18 protein-coding genes are annotated in these 18,789 nt (G+C 62.9%); 12 read left to right on the top strand and 6 right to left on the bottom strand.

The features are described from left to right. Nucleotides 1–38: 38 nt before the first annotated feature. Both trmB and BG457_RS02510 read left to right on the top strand, forming a co-directional pair. Complete coding sequence (gene trmB, locus BG457_RS02515; RefSeq protein ID WP_071795396.1) at nucleotides 39–767, top strand: tRNA (guanine(46)-N(7))-methyltransferase TrmB; 729 nt, start codon at nucleotides 39–41, stop codon at nucleotides 765–767. Between the two features lie 124 nt (nucleotides 768–891). Next, nucleotides 892–2,949: a PhoX family protein gene (locus BG457_RS02510; RefSeq protein ID WP_071795464.1), complete on the top strand. Its 2,058-nt coding sequence runs from the start codon at nucleotides 892–894 to the stop codon at nucleotides 2,947–2,949. A gap of 129 nt (nucleotides 2,950–3,078) precedes the next feature. Here BG457_RS02510 and clpB read toward each other — a convergent pair whose 3' ends face one another. The 3 genes from clpB to BG457_RS02495 all read right to left on the bottom strand — a co-directional run bounded on the left by clpB (nucleotide 3,079) and on the right by BG457_RS02495 (nucleotide 7,058). Further along, complete coding sequence (clpB, locus tag BG457_RS02505; protein WP_071795395.1) at nucleotides 3,079–5,691, bottom strand: ATP-dependent chaperone ClpB; 2,613 nt, start codon at nucleotides 5,689–5,691, stop codon at nucleotides 3,079–3,081. A 141-nt stretch (nucleotides 5,692–5,832) separates the two neighbouring features. Further along, nucleotides 5,833–6,477 (bottom strand): GNAT family N-acetyltransferase, encoded by a 645-nt coding sequence (locus BG457_RS02500; protein WP_071795394.1) that lies wholly within the window; start codon nucleotides 6,475–6,477, stop codon nucleotides 5,833–5,835. Nucleotides 6,478–6,545: 68 nt separating this feature from the next. Further along, nucleotides 6,546–7,058: a DUF2478 domain-containing protein gene (locus BG457_RS02495; protein ID WP_071795393.1), complete on the bottom strand. Its 513-nt coding sequence runs from the start codon at nucleotides 7,056–7,058 to the stop codon at nucleotides 6,546–6,548. 69 nt (nucleotides 7,059–7,127) lie between these two features. Between BG457_RS02495 and BG457_RS02490 the strand changes: the two genes are divergently transcribed. The 5 genes from BG457_RS02490 (at nucleotide 7,128) to BG457_RS02470 (ending at nucleotide 12,313) form a co-directional block, all read left to right on the top strand. Continuing rightward, the gene (locus tag BG457_RS02490; RefSeq protein ID WP_071795392.1) at nucleotides 7,128–7,997 is read left to right on the top strand and encodes a formate dehydrogenase accessory sulfurtransferase FdhD; all 870 of its coding nucleotides are present in this window, start codon (nucleotides 7,128–7,130) and stop codon (nucleotides 7,995–7,997) included. Next, the gene (gene mobA / locus BG457_RS02485; protein WP_071795391.1) at nucleotides 7,994–8,602 is read left to right on the top strand and encodes a molybdenum cofactor guanylyltransferase MobA; all 609 of its coding nucleotides are present in this window, start codon (nucleotides 7,994–7,996) and stop codon (nucleotides 8,600–8,602) included. The genes BG457_RS02490 and mobA overlap by 4 nt, the downstream gene beginning before the upstream one ends. Further along, nucleotides 8,599–9,099 carry a molybdopterin-guanine dinucleotide biosynthesis protein B gene (gene mobB / locus BG457_RS02480; RefSeq protein WP_071795390.1) on the top strand — a complete coding sequence of 167 codons (501 nt, stop codon included), beginning with the start codon at nucleotides 8,599–8,601 and terminating at the stop codon, nucleotides 9,097–9,099. The genes mobA and mobB overlap by 4 nt, the downstream gene beginning before the upstream one ends. Next, complete coding sequence (locus tag BG457_RS02475; protein ID WP_071795389.1) at nucleotides 9,096–11,213, top strand: molybdopterin-binding protein; 2,118 nt, start codon at nucleotides 9,096–9,098, stop codon at nucleotides 11,211–11,213. The genes mobB and BG457_RS02475 overlap by 4 nt, the downstream gene beginning before the upstream one ends. A 194-nt stretch (nucleotides 11,214–11,407) precedes the next feature. Further along, complete coding sequence (locus BG457_RS02470; protein ID WP_071795388.1) at nucleotides 11,408–12,313, top strand: LysR family transcriptional regulator; 906 nt, start codon at nucleotides 11,408–11,410, stop codon at nucleotides 12,311–12,313. A 90-nt stretch (nucleotides 12,314–12,403) separates the two neighbouring features. Here BG457_RS02470 and rlmH read toward each other — a convergent pair whose 3' ends face one another. Beyond that, nucleotides 12,404–12,874, bottom strand: coding sequence for a 23S rRNA (pseudouridine(1915)-N(3))-methyltransferase RlmH (gene rlmH / locus BG457_RS02465; protein WP_071795387.1), 471 nt, complete (start codon nucleotides 12,872–12,874; stop codon nucleotides 12,404–12,406). Then, nucleotides 12,874–13,221 carry a ribosome silencing factor gene (rsfS, locus tag BG457_RS02460; RefSeq protein ID WP_071795386.1) on the bottom strand — a complete coding sequence of 116 codons (348 nt, stop codon included), beginning with the start codon at nucleotides 13,219–13,221 and terminating at the stop codon, nucleotides 12,874–12,876. The genes rlmH and rsfS overlap by 1 nt, the downstream gene beginning before the upstream one ends. Before the next feature lie 380 nt (nucleotides 13,222–13,601). On the opposite strand from rsfS, the gene leuC reads away from it, so the two are divergent. The 5 genes from leuC (at nucleotide 13,602) to BG457_RS02440 (ending at nucleotide 17,890) form a co-directional block, all read left to right on the top strand. Continuing rightward, entirely contained in the window at nucleotides 13,602–15,017 is a 1,416-nt protein-coding gene (gene leuC / locus BG457_RS02455) for a 3-isopropylmalate dehydratase large subunit (protein ID WP_139257517.1), read from the top strand. 65 nt (nucleotides 15,018–15,082) lie between these two features. Beyond that, on the top strand, nucleotides 15,083–15,688 hold the full coding sequence (gene leuD, locus BG457_RS02450; RefSeq protein WP_071795384.1) for a 3-isopropylmalate dehydratase small subunit: 606 nt from the start codon (nucleotides 15,083–15,085) through the stop codon (nucleotides 15,686–15,688). A gap of 145 nt (nucleotides 15,689–15,833) precedes the next feature. Further along, nucleotides 15,834–16,799 carry a hypothetical protein gene (locus BG457_RS02445; protein WP_139257510.1) on the top strand — a complete coding sequence of 322 codons (966 nt, stop codon included), beginning with the start codon at nucleotides 15,834–15,836 and terminating at the stop codon, nucleotides 16,797–16,799. 47 nt (nucleotides 16,800–16,846) lie between these two features. Then, the gene (locus BG457_RS19615) at nucleotides 16,847–17,059 is read left to right on the top strand and encodes a hypothetical protein (RefSeq protein ID WP_084657423.1); all 213 of its coding nucleotides are present in this window, start codon (nucleotides 16,847–16,849) and stop codon (nucleotides 17,057–17,059) included. A gap of 21 nt (nucleotides 17,060–17,080) precedes the next feature. Continuing rightward, nucleotides 17,081–17,890 carry an endonuclease/exonuclease/phosphatase family protein gene (locus tag BG457_RS02440; RefSeq protein ID WP_084657421.1) on the top strand — a complete coding sequence of 270 codons (810 nt, stop codon included), beginning with the start codon at nucleotides 17,081–17,083 and terminating at the stop codon, nucleotides 17,888–17,890. Here the strand turns inward: BG457_RS02440 and dapA are convergent. Next, nucleotides 17,883–18,761 (bottom strand): 4-hydroxy-tetrahydrodipicolinate synthase, encoded by an 879-nt coding sequence (dapA, locus tag BG457_RS02435; RefSeq protein WP_071795382.1) that lies wholly within the window; start codon nucleotides 18,759–18,761, stop codon nucleotides 17,883–17,885. The genes BG457_RS02440 and dapA overlap by 8 nt on opposite strands. Between the last annotated feature and the right edge of the window lie 28 nt (nucleotides 18,762–18,789).

Here is an 18,789-nt window from a genome sequence, read left to right as displayed (position 1 = left end):
CATCGGCAGTTTTCAAAACCCTGTGCCGGAGGGCACTCATGTCCCAAAGTCAGGCTTCCGCCTCAGGTCGCAATTTCTATGGCCGGATCAAGGGCAAGACACTTCGCCCTGTCCAGAAACTCTATCTGCGCGAAGATCTTGACACCTTGCGCCTGCATGGCGTCGCAGAAGCAGAGAACCCCGCGCGCAACCCTGTCGACCCGACCGCTTTTTTCGGCGACGACCGCCCGCTCTGGCTGGAAATCGGCTTTGGCGGGGGCGAGCATCTGGTGCATCAATGCACGCAGAACCCGGAGATCGGCTTCATCGGCTGTGAGCCCTTCATCAATGGCGTCGCGATGCTGCTGGGCAAGCTGCGCCGCCAGCAGGTCACGAATCTGCGCCTGCATCCCTGGGATGTCCGCGAGCTTTTCGACGTTCTGCCCGATGCCTGTCTGGACCGCGCCTTCCTGCTCTATCCCGACCCCTGGCCCAAGGCGCGCCATCATCGCCGCCGCTTTGTCACGCCGGACCATCTGGATCCGCTGGCGCGCGTGCTCAAACCCGGTGCGATTTTCCGGGTTGCAACCGATATTCCCGATTACGTCCGCCAGACGCTGGAAGAGGTGCCGCCTGCTGGGTTTGACTGTCTGTCTCCCACACCGGAGGATTGGTCAACCCCTTGGGACGACTGGCTTTCCACCCGTTACGAGCAGAAAGCCCTGCGCGAGGGCCGCCGCCCGCATTACCTGACCTTCCGGCGCACCGCGCAACCTGCACGCGCATAAGCCCATCGGGCGCACACGTCATGGAACTGTTACCCCCCTGTCGCGCCGCTGACACGCGACTCGATTAGCTGACCTCGCAGGAGCGCTCACAGCGCCCTTGATCCAGCCGAAGGGGAGCAAGATCATGAAAGACTATCAGAACGATTACCCGGACCACACCCAGAGCCCGGATTACGAGCATGGCGACGAAGCACCGTCGAACCGCTCCAACAACCCGACCTTCTTTGACGTGATCGAAGCCCGCGCCTCGCGCCGTGGCTTCCTGATGGGCGGTCTGGCCGCAGCGATCACCGGATTGGTCGGGGTTGGTGTCTCGACCCGCGGCGCGCTCGCCGCCTCTACGTCGCCGCTTCTGGGCTTCAACGCGGTTCCCGTGACCGAAGACGACATGATTCATGTCCCCGAAGGCTACAAAACCCAGATCCTCGCGCGCTGGGGCGATGCCATCAGCGGCGACATGCCCGCCTATCACGGTGCCAATACGGGCGAAGAGCAGGGCCATCAGGTCGGCATGCATCATGACGGCCAGCATTTCTTCCCGATCGAGGGCGAAAGCCCCTATGAAGGATCCTCGACCGACGGTCTCTATGTGCTCAACCACGAATATATCGAACCGCGCTTCCTGCATGCCGAGAAATATGCCGGGCAGGAACTGGATTCGGGCGCGGTCGTCTATCACGATGGCAAGCGCGACGACGACGAAGTGCTCAAGGAAATCAACGCCCACGGGGTCGCAGTGTTCCGCGTGCAGAAGCAGGAAAATGGCGACTGGGAAATCATCGCCGATCCGCGCAACCGCCGCATTACCGGCAATACGCCGATGGAAATCGGCGGGCCTGTCCGCGGCTCGCATCATGTCGTCACCAAATATTCGCCTGACGGCACCATGACTCGCGGCACGCTGAACAACTGCGCCCATGGGGTGACGCCCTGGAACACCTATCTGGCGGCAGAAGAAAACTGGGCAGGCTATTTCTCGAATACCGATCAGGAAGACCAGAAACCCAACCTGCCCCGCGAACATGCGCGCTATGGTGTCTCGACCAATCCCAACGCGCGCTACGGCTGGCACCATGCCATGTCGGGCGCAGATGAATACCTGCGTTTTGATGCCTCGACCAAAGGCGCATCTGCAGCCGAAGACTACCGCAACGAGCCCAATGGCTTCGGCTGGGTTGTCGAAATCGATCCGTTCAACCCCGACAGCACGCCGGTCAAGCGCACGCATCTGGGCCGGTTTGCGCATGAGGGTGTCGTCTTTGCCAAGGCTGAAGCCGGCAAACCGATCGTGGCCTATGCAGGCGACGATGCGCGGTTTGAATACATCTACAAGTTCGTGTCGCGCGATGTCTACACCCCCGGCGAAACAGACGGCGCGATCCTGGATGAAGGCACGCTCTATGTGGCGAAGTTCAATGCCGACGGCACCGGCGAGTGGCTTGCCCTGGCGCCGGGTCGCAATGGCCTGACCCGCGACAACGGCTTTGCCGATCTGGCGGATATTCTGGTCAATACCCGTCTGGCTGCCGACACGGCAGGCGCGACCAAGATGGACCGCCCGGAATGGGGCGCAGTCGATCCGGCGACGGGCGAGGTGTATTTCACGCTGACCAACAACACCCGCCGCACCGAAGCACAGGTCGATCCGGCCAACCCGCGTGCGGGCAACCAGTTCGGCCATATCATCCGCTGGCGCGAAGGGCGCGACGATCCGGCAGCGACGAGCTTCACTTGGGATCTGTTTGTGATCGCGGGCGATGTCGGCACTTCGCGCACCTTGAGCGGCGACTCTCTGGACGAAGACAACATCTTCGCCTGCCCCGATGGTCTGTGGTTCGATGCGGATTCGCGCCTCTGGATCCAGACCGATATCGGCGAAAGCGCGCAGAACAAGGGCGATCTTGCCCCGGTCGGCAACAATGCCATGCTGGCCGCAGACCCGCGCACAGGCGAGATCCGGCGCTTCCTGACCGGCCCGATGGGGCAGGAGATCACCGGCGTCTGCACCACCCCCGATCAGCGCACCATGTTTGTCGGCGTGCAGCATCCGGGTGCCACCACAACGCCCGAAGATTTCGCGGCGGGCACTCTCGCCTCGCATTGGCCCGATGGCGGCGACGCCGTCCCGCGCTCCGCGCTCGTCGTGATCACCCGCGAAGATGGCGGCGTGATCGGCGCCTGATCTGGCTGACAGAATCGGAAAGAGCGGGCCCAGCGCCCGCTCTTTTCAGTTTGCGCGCCCCTTGAACCAACACGAGCCAGGCAAACAGCCGGAATATGGCCCCGGATCACCTCCGGGGCCGTATTTCTGTCAGTGCACCAGCTTCACACGCGGCGCATCCTCATCCCCGAAGCTCTTGCCTCCGATGATCAGCCCCTCCGGGCCGGTCGTGACCGGAACAGAGGCACCGTCCAGCACCTCACCCGCCAACAGCATCTGCGCCAGCGGATCCTGCAGATAGCGCTGGATCACCCGCTTCAGGGGCCGTGCGCCATAGACCGGATCATAGCCCTTATCCGCAAGCCATATGCGGGCGTCGGCATCCATCTCCAGCGTGATCTTGCGCGCCAGCAGCCGTTTCAGCAACCGCGCCATCTGGATATCGACAATCGCATCCATATCGTCGCGCGACAGCCTGTCAAAGATCACCGTCTCATCCAGCCGGTTCAGGAATTCGGGCCGGAAATGCGCGCGCACCGCCTCCATCACTTCGGCCTTGACGCTGGCACGGTCAGCCCCTTCCGCCATCCGGCTCAGGGCGTGGCTACCAAGGTTTGAAGTCAGGATGATCAGCGTCTGCTTGAAATCCACCGTCCGGCCGTGACTGTCGGTCAGTTGCCCGTCATCCAGCACCTGCAACAACACGTTGAACACCTCGGGATGCGCTTTCTCGACCTCATCGAACAGCACGACCTGATAGGGCCTGCGCCGCACGGCTTCGGTCAGGACACCCCCTTCTTCATAGCCAACATAGCCCGGAGGTGCCCCGATCAGCCGCGCCACCGAATGCTTTTCCATGAACTCGGACATGTCGATCCGCACCATCGCCTGATCATCGTCGAACAGATATTGCGCCACCGCCTTGGTGAGTTCGGTCTTGCCCACGCCGGTCGGCCCAAGGAACAGGAAACTGCCCAAGGGGCGGTTCTCGTCATTCAGCCCCGCCCGCGCCCGGCGCACCGCATTGGCGACCGCGCGAATGGCCTCATCCTGACCGACAACGCGCTTGTGCAGCTCTGCTTCCATGCGCAGAAGCTTCTCGCGCTCGCCTTCCAGCATTTTCGAGGTCGGAATTCCCGTCCAGCGCTCGACCACTTCCGCGATCTGCTCGGGGCGCACGGCATCGGCCACCAGCTTTTCCGCCTCGCGCGCCTCAGCCTCGGCCAGCTTGCGCTCCAGTTCCGGGATCACCCCATATTGCAGTCGCCCGGCATTGGCGAAATCGCCGCTGCGCTTGGCGGTTTCCAGATCGATCCGCGCGCGGTCCAGCTCTTCCTTGATCTGGCGCGCAGCTTCCAGCATGTCGCGCTCGGACTGCCAGGAAGCGGTCATCTCGGCACTACGCTGCATCAGGTCCGACAGTTCCTTTTCCAGCGTCGCCAGCCGGTCCTTGCTGGCCGCATCATCTTCCTTCTTCAGCGCTTCGGCCTCGATCTGCTTTTGCAGAATATCGCGGTCCAGCGCATCCAGCTCCTCAGGCTTGCTGTCCACTTCCATCCGCAGGCGCGAGGCCGCCTCGTCCATCAGGTCGATGGCCTTGTCGGGCAGGAACCGGTCCGTGATGTAGCGATGCGAGAGCGTGGCCGCCGCGACCAGCGCGCTGTCGCTGATCCGCACGCCATGATGCAACTCATATTTTTCCTTGATCCCGCGCAGGATCGAGATCGTATCCTCGACTGTCGGTTCTTCCACGACAACGGGCTGGAAGCGCCGCGCAAGGGCTGCGTCCTTCTCCACATGCTTGCGATATTCGTCCAGCGTGGTCGCCCCCACGCAATGCAACTCGCCCCGTGCAAGCGCAGGCTTGATCAGGTTCGCGGCATCCATCGCGCCCTCGGATTTGCCCGCACCGACCAGCGTGTGCATCTCGTCAATGAAGAGAATGATCTCACCATCCGCTGCCGTCACCTCTGACAGGATCGCTTTCAGCCGTTCCTCGAACTCGCCGCGATATTTCGCCCCGGCGATCAGCGCGCCCATATCCAGCGCCATCAGCTTCTTGTCGCGCAGGCTCTCCGGCACATCGCCATTGACGATACGCAGCGCCAGGCCTTCCGCAATCGCGGTCTTGCCCACGCCGGGCTCGCCGATCAGGACGGGGTTATTCTTGGTGCGCCGCGACAGCACCTGCATCGCGCGGCGGATTTCATCATCGCGCCCGATGATCGGGTCGATCTTGCCATCGCGCGCCGCCTGCGTCAGGTCGCGGGCGTATTTCTTCAGCGCGTCATAACCTTCCTCGGCCGAGGCACTGTCCGCCGTGCGCCCCTTGCGAATGTCATTGATCGCGGTATTGAGTTTCTGCGCCGTCACCGCGCCTGCATCCAGCGCGTCCTTGGCGTCGGATTTCACCAGCGCCAGCGCGGTCAGCAACCGCTCGACCGGCACGAAACTGTCCCCGGCTTTCTTGGCAAGCTGTTCGGCCTGATCCAGCAGCTTGGCGGTCTGCGGATCGAGATAGATCTGACCTTCGCCGCCCGAAACCTTCGGCATTTTCGCAAGCGCGATTTCGGTTGCCTGCACCACGCGTTCCGGCGATCCACCTGCGCTGCGGATCAGATTTGCGGCCATGCCCTGATCATCGTCCAGAAGCGCCTTAAGCACATGGACAGGCGTCACGCGCTGATGATCCTCGCGCAAGGCAATTGTCTGGGCGGCCTGAATAAATCCGCGCGCCCGCTCGGTGAATTTGTCTAGTGTCATGGCATCTTCTCCTACATAAGCGCCCGGAAATCCGGCCATGCCTGACACGCAGCACATGGCCCTGTCGGGCCTTCAAACTCATGTGGGAAAGGCAGCGGCCTGTTGCAAGATGGGCACAGCCGCCGCGTGCAAGATTTTCACTCAGCCCGGCAGCGTGACGGGCTTGTTCAGGCTCGCCCAGTCGGTCACATGCTGGCGCTGCATCCGGAATTCCTGCCAATCGCCCTCAATACCGACCCGTGTCCAGCCCAGACGCTCCAACACACGCTGCGAGGCCATGTTCTCGCGATGCACCCGCGCATTGATCATCGAGAGCGCGGGAAAGATGCTGAAGCAGCGCCAGGAAAACAGCGCGATCATCGGCGCGGCCAGCCCCAGCCCCCAATAGTCGCGCCCCAGCCAGTAGCTGATCTCGCCCGATTGCGGCGGCGTGACATCGGTCTTCCACTGCATGCGCATCTGGCCGATCACCCGGCCCTGATATTCGACCGCACGAACCTTGTGATGACTGGCCTGCCGCGACAGTTCAATCAGCGTACCCGCCATATCCGGGGAGATCTCGCCCGGATACGCCTCGGGCATATAGCGCCAGAGTTCCGCATCATCGAGCATGCGCTGATAGACCGGGGCGTCATCGGCCTCCCACGGGCGAAAGCAGTAACGCGCCATCACCTGCGCGGGCGGCTGACGCAATTTCGCCAAGGATAGCTGCTTGCCGCGCAAGGTCTCCAGCGGCCCAACGGTTCCGGCCTCGGAAACGAAGTGACGGTCAGTCCTTTCAGACATGATCTCCCTCCTGCAAACACGCAAATGACGTCAATTATCGTTAAGATAGCGTGAAAAAGCCGGTTTTCCTAGGCAAAACGTCGCTGCGTCACGCGACCGCACCACTCCAGCAAAGCGTGCGGCGCGGGGTCAAGCGCTTCGGCCATTCCTTCGGCAAACTGCTGGAACCCGGCCAGATTGGCCTTGTTCACAGCGGTCAGCACCGGCACATCCGCTGACAGCGCCTTCCCGATGACGTTGCGGAACCCGCGCCCGTCCAGTTCGGATTTGCCGAATTTGTTCAGGATCAGCAGCGCCGGTTTGCGGTCCAGATCGGCCTCGACCAGCCCCACGGCGGTTTCCAGCCCAAGCGGGTCCAGACGACAGCCACGCGCATGCGGCCCGAGGCTCTGGCTGATCCGGACAGTGTGGTCATGGCCCAGCACCTGCAAATCCATGTCGCACAGCCGGTCCGGGCGGGTTTCACGATTGATCTGGATGACCCCGGCCAGATCGACACCGCGCGCGCTCAGATCATGCGCCAGATCGGCCAGCACCCTGTCCGATGCCCCGCGCCCTTCAAGCGTGATAAAGCCCAACATTGCCCTGCCCTTTGCCTTCGCAGATGTTATATCCATCTAGATTGAAACAGGCCGCAGGACCAGAGCGCAATGGTGCAAGCCCCCCGCTATCTGCCCGACACCGACAACCCGAGGCTGACCCGCGCAGTCGAAGGACATGACCAGACCGGGCAACGCCAGACCATCCGCGTCGTCGAAGAGCGCCCGCTGACGATCTTTCTGAATGCACAGGAAATCGTCACCGCCATGACGATCGGCGATTACCCGGAATATCTGGCGCTGGGCTTCCTGCGCAATCAGGGGATGCTGCGGGCGGATGATCAGGTCACAGCCATCGAATATGACGAAGATCTGGAAGTCGTCGTCGTGCGCACAACCCGCCAGACCAGCTATGAAGAGAAGGTGAAGAAAAAGACCCGCACCTCGGGCTGCGCCGTGGGCACGGTCTTTGGCGATATGATGGAAGGGCTTGAGGGTCTGACCCTGCCCGAGGCAGAGATCCGCACAAGCTGGCTCTATGCGCTGGCAAAGACGATCAACACCGTGCCATCGCTCTATCTGGCGGCAGGGGCGATCCATGGCACTGTCCTGTGCCAGCGCGACGAGGTTCTGGTCTATATGGAAGATGTCGGCCGCCACAATGCCGTGGACAAGATCTCGGGCTATATGTTCCGGCATGGCGTGACCGGGGCAGACAAGATCCTCTACACCACCGGACGCCTGACCTCGGAAATGGTGATCAAGACCGCGCAGATGGGCATTCCGGTGCTCGCCTCGCGCTCGGGCTTCACCGCTTGGGGCGTTGAAATCGCGCGGCAGGTCGGCCTGACCCTGATCGGGCGCATGCGCGGGCAGCGTTTCATCTGCCTGTCCGGCGAAGAGCGTCTGATCCGCGATGCCGACCTCAGCGCGGTGCCCGAAGAGGATCGCAAGCACCGCCGCAAAGGGGCCGGGGCATGAGCCTGCCGCTCGGGGTGATCCTTGCGGGCGGGCAGGCCACGCGCATGGGGGGCGGCGACAAGGGGTTGCGCCAAGTCGCAGGCAGGCCACTTCTGGATCACGTCATCGTGCGTCTGGCGCCGCAGGTGGGGGGTATCGCGCTCAATGCCAATGGCAATCCCTCGCGATTTGCTGAATATCGCCTGCCGGTCATCGCCGATAGCCTGCCCGATTGGCCCGGCCCGCTTGCGGGCGTGCTGGCCGGGATGGACTGGGCCGCGAAACAAGGGGCGGATTCCGTGGTCTCTGTCGCCGCCGACACGCCGTTTTTCCCGCATGATCTGGTCGCGCAGCTTCAGGCCGCTGCCGGGCCAAGTGGCCTCGCGCTCGCTGCCACGCGCGAAGGCGGCAAGCTCTGGCGTCAGCCGACCTTCGGCCTCTGGCCGGTTGCCCTGCGCGATGATCTGCGCGCAGCCCTGATCGGCGGGTTGCGCAAGGTCGTGCTCTGGACCGATCAGCATGGCGCGGGCACCGCAGAGTTCGGCACAGACCCTTTCGATCCCTTCTTCAATATCAACACGCCAGAGGATATTGCTGTTGCCGAACAGATCGCAGGGCAGGCATGAAAATCTACGGCGTTACCGGCTGGAAGAACACGGGCAAGACCACCTTGATGGAACGGCTGGTCGCTGAATTCGTGTCGCGGGGCTTGCGTGTCTCGACCGTAAAACATGCCCATCACGACACCGAAATTGACCATGAAGGGCGCGATTCCTACCGTCACCGCATTGCAGGTGCGCGCGAGGTCGTCCTGTCCTCGCCCCGGCGCTGGGCGGTCATGCATGAGTTGCGCGATGCGCCGGAGCCACCCCTTGCCGATCTTCTCACGAAGCTCTCACCCGTCGATCTGGTGCTGATCGAGGGCTATAAACGCTCTGATCACCCCAAGATCGAAGCCTATCGCCTTGCGGCCGGACGCGATCTGCTGGCGCGCAGGAATGCCAGCATCCGCGCCGTAGCGACCGACACGGCCATAGACGATATCGACCTGCCCCAGCTTGATCTGAACAACACGCGCGCCATCGCGGATTTCATCCTCGCCGATCTGGGGATGCAGGCATGAGCCGGTTTGACCGCATCCTTGTGGTGGATTGGTCGGCCAATTCCACCCCGAAACGCGGCGCAGATTCCATCTGGATCGGCATGGCAGGGGCGCAGGCCGACCCCCCGCAGAATTTCGCGACCCGTGCCGAGACAATGGCCTATCTGCGCAACCAGATGCGCGCGGCGCTGGCGGAAAATCAGCGCATGCTGGTCAGTTTCGACATCGGCTTCGGTTTTCCCAAAGGCTTTGCCAAACATCTGACCGGCCGGGCCGAAGCGCTGGCCGTCTGGGACTGGCTGGCGGCACGGATCGAAGATGACGCGACGAACCGCAACAACCGGTTTCATGTCGCAGCCGAGATCAACCGCCGGTTTCCGGGGCTGGGGCCCTTCTGGGGCAGGCCAGATCATCTTGATCTGCCCGACCTGCCAGCCAAGGGCAAGGAACGCAGCGGGCACGGGCTGGCAGACCTGCGCGCGACCGAAGCGCTCTGCGCCGGGTCGCATCCGATGTGGAAGCTCTACACCACCGGCTCTGTCGGCTCGCAAAGCCTGCTCGGTCAGGCCCATCTGGCGCAGTTGCGCGCGGAATTCGGCGACGCTCTCGCAGTCTGGCCGATGCAGGATACCCCTGCGCCGCTGGTCCTGACCGAAACCTATCTCTCGCTGATCGACAGCGCTGTGCGCGCGGCCCAAGGCTATGCCTGCAAGGATGCCGCGCAGGTCGATCTGCTGGCGCGCGCCTTTCACGCGGCGGATTTGGCCCCCATGATGCGCCCGGAGGCCCCGCGCGATATCCTGCGCGAGGAAGGCTGGATACTGGGTGCCGGACACGGCGCAGAGCTGCTCTCGGCGCTGGGCCAGCCAGCCCTGACCCCGCCGCGCCTGCGCAATGACTGTTTCGCCATGCCGCAGGGCGTGGACTGGGTGCCGGTGGAGGCCGCCCTGACCCGGCTGCGCGACGCGCTGCACCCTGTCACCACCACTGAAGACCTCGCCACGGCACAGTCCGGCGGGCGCGTACTGGCGCAAGACCTTATCGCCCGCCGCGCCAACCCGCCTGCTGCCAATTCCGCCGTGGATGGCTATGGCTTCGCCCATGCCGCGCTTGCAGGCGACGGCCCCTACACCTTGCCGCTGGTGGCGGGCCGCGCCGCCGCAGGTCAGCCCTATGACGGCCCCCTGCCCGCAGGCCATGCCATCCGCATCCTGACCGGCGCCATCCTGCCGCAAGGGGTCGATACCGTCGTGCTGGAGGAAGACTGCGCAACCGACGGCGCCCGCGTAGCCTTTGACGGCCCGGTCAAACCGCGCATCAACACCCGCAAGGCCGGCGAGGATGTGCAGGCCGGCGCGGTTTTCCTGCGCACCGGGCGCATCCTGACGCCGCCCGATCTGGCGCTGGCCTCGGCACTCGGGGTCGCGCGCATCCCGGTGCATCGCCCGCTGCGGGTGGGCGTGCTCTCCACCGGCGACGAAATCCTGTCGGATCCAGCGGCACCGGCAGCCCTGCACCAGATCTATGACGCCAACCGCCCCATGCTCTTGGAGATCGCCCGCAAATGGGGCTATCAGCCGGTCGACCTGGGACATTGGCCCGACAACGAGACCGCCATTGCGGGCGCGCTCGATCAGGGCGCGCAGAGTTGCGATGTGATCCTGACCTCGGGCGGGGCCTCTGCCGGGGATGAGGATCATGTCTCGCGCCTGCTGCGCGCGCGCGGCACGCTCAGCAGTTGGCGCATCGCCCTGAAACCCGGTCGCCCGCTCGCCTTGGCGCTCTGGCAGGGCGTCCCGGTTCTGGGCCTGCCCGGAAATCCGGTCGCGGCCCTTGTCTGCACCCTGATCTTCGGCCGCCCCGCCCTGTCACTGCTGGCGGGAAGCGGCTGGATCACACCGCAGGGCTTCGAGCTTCCGGCAGCCTTCAGCAAATCCAAGAAACCGGGGCGGCGCGAATATCTGCGCGCAAGGATCAATGAGCAGGGCGCGGTCGAGGTCTTTGCCTCGGAAGGATCGGGCCGCATCAGCGGGTTGAGCTGGGCCGAAGGACTGGTCGAATTACCCGACGCGGCAATCCAGATCACGCCGGGCACTCCGGTCCGATACATCCCCTTCGCCAGCTTCGGCCTGTAGGGCGCGGCCCCATAGCCCGCCGCGCAGGATTGTCGCGAAACCGCGACCAGTCCCGCCGCCGCTGTTTACCGTTTTCGCAGAAATCCGCCCATTCGCTGTGCATTGTCCCAGTGCTGACCAGTCACGACCGTATTCTTGCCCGAATTGAACCCGAAAGTGAAACCCGACACGAATGTTTTGCGTAGGGCAGAGTAATGGACAGATTGACCGAGATGGAAGCATTCGCCACGGTGGTAGACCAGGGCGGCTTCACAGATGCAGCGCGGAAGATGGGGATCTCGAAATCCGCCGTCTCCAAACATGTCTCTGCACTCGAAGCCCGGCTTGGCGCGCGCCTGCTGAACCGCACGACACGCCGCGTCAGCCCCACGGATATCGGTCTGGCCTATTACGACCGCGCGCGCCGCGTGCTGAACGACGCGGGCGAAGCGGATAATCTCGTCGCCTCGATGCAATCCGCGCCTTCGGGGATTCTGCGCCTCGCCGTGCCCACGGATTTCGGCGCCACGCATCTGTCGCCGGTCCTCGGCGAATTTCTGAACCGCTACCCGGATGTGTCGGTCAATATGGTCCTGAAAAACCGCTATGTCGAACTGATCTCGGAAGGGTTCGATCTCGCCATCCGCATGGGCGAGATGGACGATTCCAGCCTGCGCGCCCGCAAGATCTGCGAAGCCACCCAGCGGCTGATCGCCGCTCCAGCCTATCTGGCAGAGCATGGCCGCCCGCAACGCATCGATGATCTGAACGATCACCGCCTGCTCTATTACTCGCATAACGCGGCCAGTTCGGTCTGGAAGATCACCGCACCTTCGGGCGAGGTCCGGCAGGTCCGTTCATCCTCGTGGTTTTCGGTCAATGACGGCCAGTCACTGTTGAACGCGGCGATCAACGGGCTTGGCATCGCCTATCTGCCCAGCTTTCTCTATGCCCCCGCGATGAAAGCAGGGCTGATCGAAGATGTCATGCCCGACCTGCCGCGCGATGTGCAAAGCCTCTATGCCGTCTATCCCGCCGGGCGCTACACCCAGCCCAAGGTCCGCGCCCTGATCGATTTTCTGGTCGAGAAATTCGGCACCCGCGCCGCAGACGGCTGGTAGCCGCCGCCGCAGTCTTTCCCTCCGGGCAGGTTCTCCCTCCCCTGTCTTGCCAACTGGCCAGAGCCTTGGTGCTCTGGCTTTTTTCATGGATCAGTCGCGGTGATAGGGGCTGCCGGACAGGATGGTCGCGGCCCGGTAAATCTGCTCGGCCAGCATCACGCGCACCAGCATATGCGGCCAAACCATCACCCCGAAGGACAAACGCCTGTGCGCCGCGTCGCGCAATTCGGGTTCCAGCCCATCCGCCCCGCCGATGAGAAAGGCCATCTCGCCTGCCCCCGAATCGCGGGTTGTTTCCAGCAATCGCGCGAAACCGCGCGAATCCAGATTGTCGCCGCGCTCATCCATGGCGACCACAACAGCACCGTCGGGAATCACCCTCTCCAGCCCGCGCGCCTGTTCCCGCATCGACACGGCCTTGCGCTCATCGAGCTCATGCTCAAGGCAAGGCCCAAGCGACAGGGCGCGGCCTGCGCGGTCAAACCGTGTGATATAGTCGCTGATCAGATCGCGTTCCGGCCCCTTCCGAAGCCGACCCACTGCACAGATATGCAGGCGCATCAGGCCGCTGACGGCCCGCCCGCGCCCTGCCACATCTTTTCAAGCTGGTAGAACTCGCGCACTTCCGGGCGGAAAACATGCACCACGACATCGCCGGTGTCGATCAGCACCCAGTCGCCCACATCCTTGCCCTCGGACCGGGCCGACAGACGAAAGGTCTCTTTCAGCCGGTCAAGCAATTTCTGGGCAATCGCGGCCACCTGCCGCGTTGAGCGCCCGGAGCACACGACCATGTGATCGGCCATGGCCGTCTTGCCACGCAGATCAATGGTGACGATATCCTCGGCCTTGTCGTCATCCAGCGACGACAGGACCAGATCAAGGATGGCCTCGCTGGAAATGGGCAGGACAGGCTGTGTCTCTGTCTGATCGGCGAAAGCAGTTGTATCGGTGTAAGACAGAGACCTGTCCTCCTATGGGTAAGTTACCCCTCCAGTATAGCATCTCGCATGGGCCTTCTCAATATTCTGCGCCAGAATCCGGCGCATTGATGCAAACTTGCGCAGCACATCGCCGTTACCCGCCGCGCGCATGCCCGTTGCCTTGCACAGCGTTTCAGCGTATCCACCCATGCATGACTCGTTTTTTCGACATGACCGACCATGCACGCCTGCCCCAGCGCTTCCAGCGCGAGGCCCGGTCGGTTCTGGCCCGACTGCCGCTGATCTGATCACATGGCCCATTGCGGCCACTCTCAGCAGACAAGTTTTCCTTCCAGCCAAGAGTTATAACCATGGCCAAGACCCTCTATGACAAGATCTGGGACGCCCATGTCGTCCATGAAGACGCGGATGGCACCTGCCTTCTCTATATCGACCGCCATCTGGTGCATGAAGTGACCAGCCCGCAGGCCTTTGAAGGGTTGCGCATGACCGGTCGCAAAGTCCGCGCCCCGGAAAAAACCATCGCGGTGCCCGACCATAACGTGCCGACCACACCTGATCGTGAAGAGGGCATCAAGAACGAGGAATCGCGCATTCAGGTCGATGCGCTCGACCGCAATGCGCGTGAATTCGGTGTGCATTACTACCCTGTGTCGGATATCCGTCAGGGGATCGTGCATATCGTCGGGCCCGAACAGGGCTGGACCCTGCCCGGCATGACCGTTGTCTGCGGTGACAGCCATACCGCTACGCATGGGGCGTTTGGGGCGCTTGCCCATGGCATCGGCACCTCCGAGGTCGAGCATGTTCTGGCCACCCAGACGCTGATCCAGAAGAAATCGAAGAACATGAAGGTCGAGATCACCGGCTCGCTGCGCCCCGGTGTGACCGCCAAGGACATCACGCTCTCGGTGATCGGCGCGACCGGCACCGCGGGCGGCACCGGCTATGTGATCGAATATTGCGGTCAGGCCATCGAAGATCTGTCGATGGAAGGGCGGATGACCGTGTGCAACATGGCCATCGAGGGCGGCGCCCGCGCCGGTCTTATTGCGCCAGATGAAAAAACCTTTCAATATGTGCAGGGTCGCCCCCATGCGCCCAAAGGCGCACAATGGGACGCCGCACTGGCCTGGTGGAAGACGCTGAAATCGGACCCGGACGCGCATTGGGACAAGGTGATCACGCTGAAGGGTGAAGATATCGCCCCGGTCGTGACCTGGGGTACCTCGCCCGAAGACGTGCTGCCGATCACCGCAACGGTACCGGCCCCCGAGAGCTTTACCGGTGGCAAGGTCGAGGCCGCACGCCGCGCGCTCGATTATATGGGGCTGCAAGCCGGTCAGAAACTGACCGATATCGAGATCGACACCGTGTTCATCGGCTCCTGCACCAATGGCCGGATCGAGGATCTGCGCGCTGCGGCCGAGATTCTCAAAGGCCGGAAAATCGCGGTCAAACGCGCGATGGTCGTGCCGGGCTCGGGCCTTGTGCGCGCGCAGGCCGAGGAAGAGGGGCTCGCCCAGATCTTCATCGATGCGGGCTTTGAATGGCGCCTTGCGGGCTGCTCGATGTGCCTTGCCATGAACCCCGACCAGCTCTCTCCGGGCGAGCGCTGCGCTGCGACCTCGAACCGGAATTTCGAGGGCCGTCAGGGCCGCGGCGGACGCACGCATCTCATGTCCCCCGCCATGGCCGCCGCTGCCGCCATCACCGGCCGGCTGACCGACATCCGCGAGATGATGACAGAGACTGTCTGATTTTCTTGCCCGAAATACTCTGGGGTCCGGGGCAAAGCCCCGGCGCTCCGGATCAGGAGAACCCAATGGACAAATTCACCACGCTTTCCGGTGTCGCAGCGCCCATGCCGCTTGTGAATATCGACACGGACATGATCATCCCGAAACAGTTCCTGAAGACGATCCAGCGCTCTGGTCTCGGCAAGAATCTGTTCGACGAGATGCGCTATGACGACAATGGCCATGAAATCCCGGATTTCGTGCTCAATCAGCCTGCCTATCGCAAAGCCCAGATTCTGGTAGCAGGCGATAATTTCGGCTGTGGCTCGTCGCGCGAACATGCGCCCTGGGCGCTCGCGGATTTCGGGATCCGCGCGATCATCTCGACCAGCTTCGCCGATATCTTTTACAATAACTGCTTCAAGAACGGGATGCTGCCGATCGTCCTGCCAGAGGCGCAGGTCGAGATCCTGATGGAGGATGCGCGCAAAGGCGAGAATGCGCGTATCGCGATCGATCTCGAGTCGCAGACCGTAACTAGCGCCGACGGGCAGGAATTTTCCTTCCAGATCGACCCGTTCAAGAAGCATTGCCTGCTCAACGGCCTTGATGACATCGGGCTGACGCTTGAAAAAGTATCTTCAATTGATGCTTTCGAGGCCGCAGCTTCGCAAGCACGCCCTTGGGTCTGAGCCTTTATTTGAACCACCGGCGCGGCAACCCCCTCGGGTTGCCGCATTTTTTCCATCAATTTGATGCAAAGGCGCGACAGTTTCTTCTCGAAATCGCCTCACCACTGCCTGATCCTGTTCTCGACTATTGCGAGGGTGGCAAGAAATGGGCAACATTGTGTCAAGAATGAGGCACGCGCTGCCGGTGTGGCAGGGTGACACAAGATTAGCGCGATCAGCTTGGTCCGGCAGAACGGCGCGAAGGCGAGGCAACGGTTTTTCAATGTCACATGTGGCACAATGCCTATTGCGCGGCGTTTGTATTGCGCTTCTGGTGCTTTTTCCTGCATTGCTTCTGCCCGCTATCTCGCAGGATGTCGCACAAGGCATCACTTTGCTTGCATTGATGGCCGCGGTCGTGATTGTCACCGAGTATTCGGCTTCCTATCCCGGACTCGTCGAATTCCGGGATGCACGGCCCTATAATCGCTGGCGTTTCCTCATTCTCGCGGCCGTTGTTCTGGCCGTGACCATGCTTCAGCGTGACCTTCTGCTTGACCCGCAGACCACAAGCTTTGTCACCACCGCCGCCTTTGCCCTCGGAAATGTTCTGGATTTCCCGTTCAGCCCGGTTCGGCTGCTGGTCTTCTCGCTCCCGCAGGGGTTGCCGGACGCGCATATCGCCAATGTCACTGCTGCGGCGGGGCTGGCTTATATCCTGTCCCTCATGGGCGCGATCTTCGTTCTGGGATCCATGCTGCTGGGCTATTGGCCCCGCAATGAAGTGGCCTTCAACGTCTGGGTCAATCTGCCCAATTTCGACCCGACCAAAGGGGTTGATGTCGTCCAGCGCCTCGAACGTGATGCCCAGGTTAACATCTTGTTAGGAATCATTCTGCCATTCTCCCTGCCGGTGCTGCTGCATATTTCGACGCTGCTGGTTCAGCCGATGACCTTGCAGACGCCGCTGGCGCTTGTTTGGGGGATCTCGCTCTGGGCCTTTATTCCGGTCAATCTGATCATGCGCGGCGTTGCCATGCATCGGATCGCGCAACTGGTGCGCGCCCAGCGGCGACGCATTGCAGAAGCAGAAGATGCCCTGCCCTTGCCGGTCCGCTCTGCCTATTCCTGATCCTGAGCCTCGCCTTTGCCGGGGCCAGCGCCGCGAATGACGCGACCGTGCTGCGGCTGGCCTTCTGGCGGGTCGATCTAAGCGGGCGTGGACCGGGCTACGCGTTGCGGGACATCGAGGCGCAAAGTGCAGCCCCGCTGCTCAAGGCACAGGTGATTGCGCATATCGCGCCGGATGTGCTGGTCCTGTCGGGAATTGACTACGATCACGGGCTGGCAACCCTCGGGGCATTCAGAGACCTGATCGCAACGCAGGGGTAGGATTTCCCGTTCCTCTATGCCTTGCCCTCGAATGCGGGGCTGCAGGTCACCGGCCAACCGGTCTGGTCCGCATATGGCGGAACCGCCGATGACGCGCAGGGCTACGGGCCGTATCGCGGCGCGCGCGCCCTCGCGCTCTTGTCGCGCCTGCCGATTGACCCGGATGCCGTTCGCGACTTCTCCAGCTTTCTGTGGCGCGACCTGCCGGGGGCGCTGTTGCCACAGATGCCCCCCGAACGCCTTGAAATCCAGCGCCTCTCCAGCACCGGGCATTGGGATATCCCGCTCCTGCTCTCCCCCGAGCGCCGCTTGCATCTGCTGATCTATCAGGCTGGCCCGCCGGTTTTCGGCCCGGATGCCCAGTTCAATCGCAATCGCAACCATGACGAAACCGCCTTCTGGCTGGCCTATCTGGACCATCGCCTGCCCCTGCCCCCGCCCACGGCACCTGTTATCCTGCTCGGCGGCAGCAATCTCGATCCCTACGATGGCGACGGGCTGCACAGCGCGATGCGCGATCTGCTGGCGCACCCGCGCCTGCAAGACCCTGCACCCGCCAGCACGGGCGCAAGGCGGGCGGCCATGACAGAGCAGGATCTATCGCATCGCGGCCCGCCGGAACGGGACACGGTGCATTGGCCGCAAGAGAACGGGCCGGGCAACCTGCGCGTCAGCTATATCCTGCCGGACGCGAGGCTCCGCCTGCGCGCCTCCGGGGTTTTCTGGCCGGAACCGGGCAGCCCGGAGGCCCGGCTGATGGGCGATCCGCTAGCGCCGCCGACACCGCACCGCATGGTCTGGGTGGATCTCGACCTGAGCGGGCTTAATTGATCAGCCCGGCATGACGCATGGCCGCATCCATCTGCGCCTTGGCGCCCTCGGTCAAGCCCAGCAACGGCAAGCGCACCTCTTCGCGGCATCTGCCCAGACGGGACAGCCCATATTTCGCCCCGACCAGCCCCGGCTCGGCAAAGATCGCGACATGCAGCGGCATCAGCTTGTCATGGATTTCCAGCGCGCGCTTCGCGTCACCGGCAAGGCTGGCTTCCTGAAACTCGGCACAAAGACGCGGCGCAACATTCGCCGTGACCGAGATACAGCCCACCCCACCCTGCGCATTGAACCCCGGCGCCGTGGCGTCCTCGCCCGAAAGCTGGATGAACTCCGGCCCGCAGGTCATGCGTTGCAGGCTGACGCGCTCCAACTTGCCGGTCGCATCCTTCACACCGATGATGCGCGGCAGTTCCGCCAGCCGCCCCATGGTTTCCGGCGTCATGTCCACGACCGAACGACCGGGGATGTTATAGATGATGATCGGCAACTCGCAGCAATCATGCAGCGCGGTGAAATGCGCGATCAACCCCGCCTGCGTGGGCTTGTTGTAATAGGGGGTGACAACCAGCGCCGCATCTGCGCCGACGCGCTCGGCATGGCGCATGAAGCCCATCGCCTCGACCGTGTTATTCGACCCCGCCCCCGCGATGACCGGCACACGCCCTGCGGCGGCCTTGACCACCTCTTCGATAACCCGCTCATGTTCGGCATGGCTCAGGGTCGGACTTTCGCCCGTGGTGCCCACGGGGACCAGACCATGCGATCCCTCAGTGATCTGCCACTCGACCAGATCATGCAGCGCATCAAGATCCAATGCGCCATCCTTCAGAGGCGTGACCATTGCCGGAAGGGATCCTTTGAATGTCATCTGCGCCTCCTGATGTCGTTAAGCACTG

This window comes from Natronohydrobacter thiooxidans, assembly GCF_001884735.1.
Lineage (GTDB): Bacteria > Pseudomonadota > Alphaproteobacteria > Rhodobacterales > Rhodobacteraceae > Roseinatronobacter > Roseinatronobacter thiooxidans_A.
Note: the sequence above shows the minus strand (reverse complement) of the source record. Positions and strands in the feature narration are given on the sequence as shown.

Coding starts and splice junctions, on each gene's coding strand:
- BG457_RS02490 (WP_071795392.1), top strand. CDS start 7,128: ATGGTGCAAGCCCCCCGCTATCTGCCCGACACCGACAACCCGAGGCTG.
- BG457_RS02475 (WP_071795389.1), top strand. CDS start 9,096: ATGAGCCGGTTTGACCGCATCCTTGTGGTGGATTGGTCGGCCAATTCC.
- mobA (WP_071795391.1), top strand. CDS start 7,994: ATGAGCCTGCCGCTCGGGGTGATCCTTGCGGGCGGGCAGGCCACGCGC.
- trmB (WP_071795396.1), top strand. CDS start 39: ATGTCCCAAAGTCAGGCTTCCGCCTCAGGTCGCAATTTCTATGGCCGG.
- mobB (WP_071795390.1), top strand. CDS start 8,599: ATGAAAATCTACGGCGTTACCGGCTGGAAGAACACGGGCAAGACCACC.
- clpB (WP_071795395.1), bottom strand. CDS start 5,691: ATGACACTAGACAAATTCACCGAGCGGGCGCGCGGATTTATTCAGGCC.
- rlmH (WP_071795387.1), bottom strand. CDS start 12,874: ATGCGCCTGCATATCTGTGCAGTGGGTCGGCTTCGGAAGGGGCCGGAA.
- BG457_RS02445 (WP_139257510.1), top strand. CDS start 15,834: ATGGGCAACATTGTGTCAAGAATGAGGCACGCGCTGCCGGTGTGGCAG.
- BG457_RS02510 (WP_071795464.1), top strand. CDS start 892: ATGAAAGACTATCAGAACGATTACCCGGACCACACCCAGAGCCCGGAT.
- BG457_RS02470 (WP_071795388.1), top strand. CDS start 11,408: ATGGACAGATTGACCGAGATGGAAGCATTCGCCACGGTGGTAGACCAG.
- leuD (WP_071795384.1), top strand. CDS start 15,083: ATGGACAAATTCACCACGCTTTCCGGTGTCGCAGCGCCCATGCCGCTT.
- dapA (WP_071795382.1), bottom strand. CDS start 18,761: ATGACATTCAAAGGATCCCTTCCGGCAATGGTCACGCCTCTGAAGGAT.
- BG457_RS02495 (WP_071795393.1), bottom strand. CDS start 7,058: ATGTTGGGCTTTATCACGCTTGAAGGGCGCGGGGCATCGGACAGGGTG.
- BG457_RS02500 (WP_071795394.1), bottom strand. CDS start 6,477: ATGTCTGAAAGGACTGACCGTCACTTCGTTTCCGAGGCCGGAACCGTT.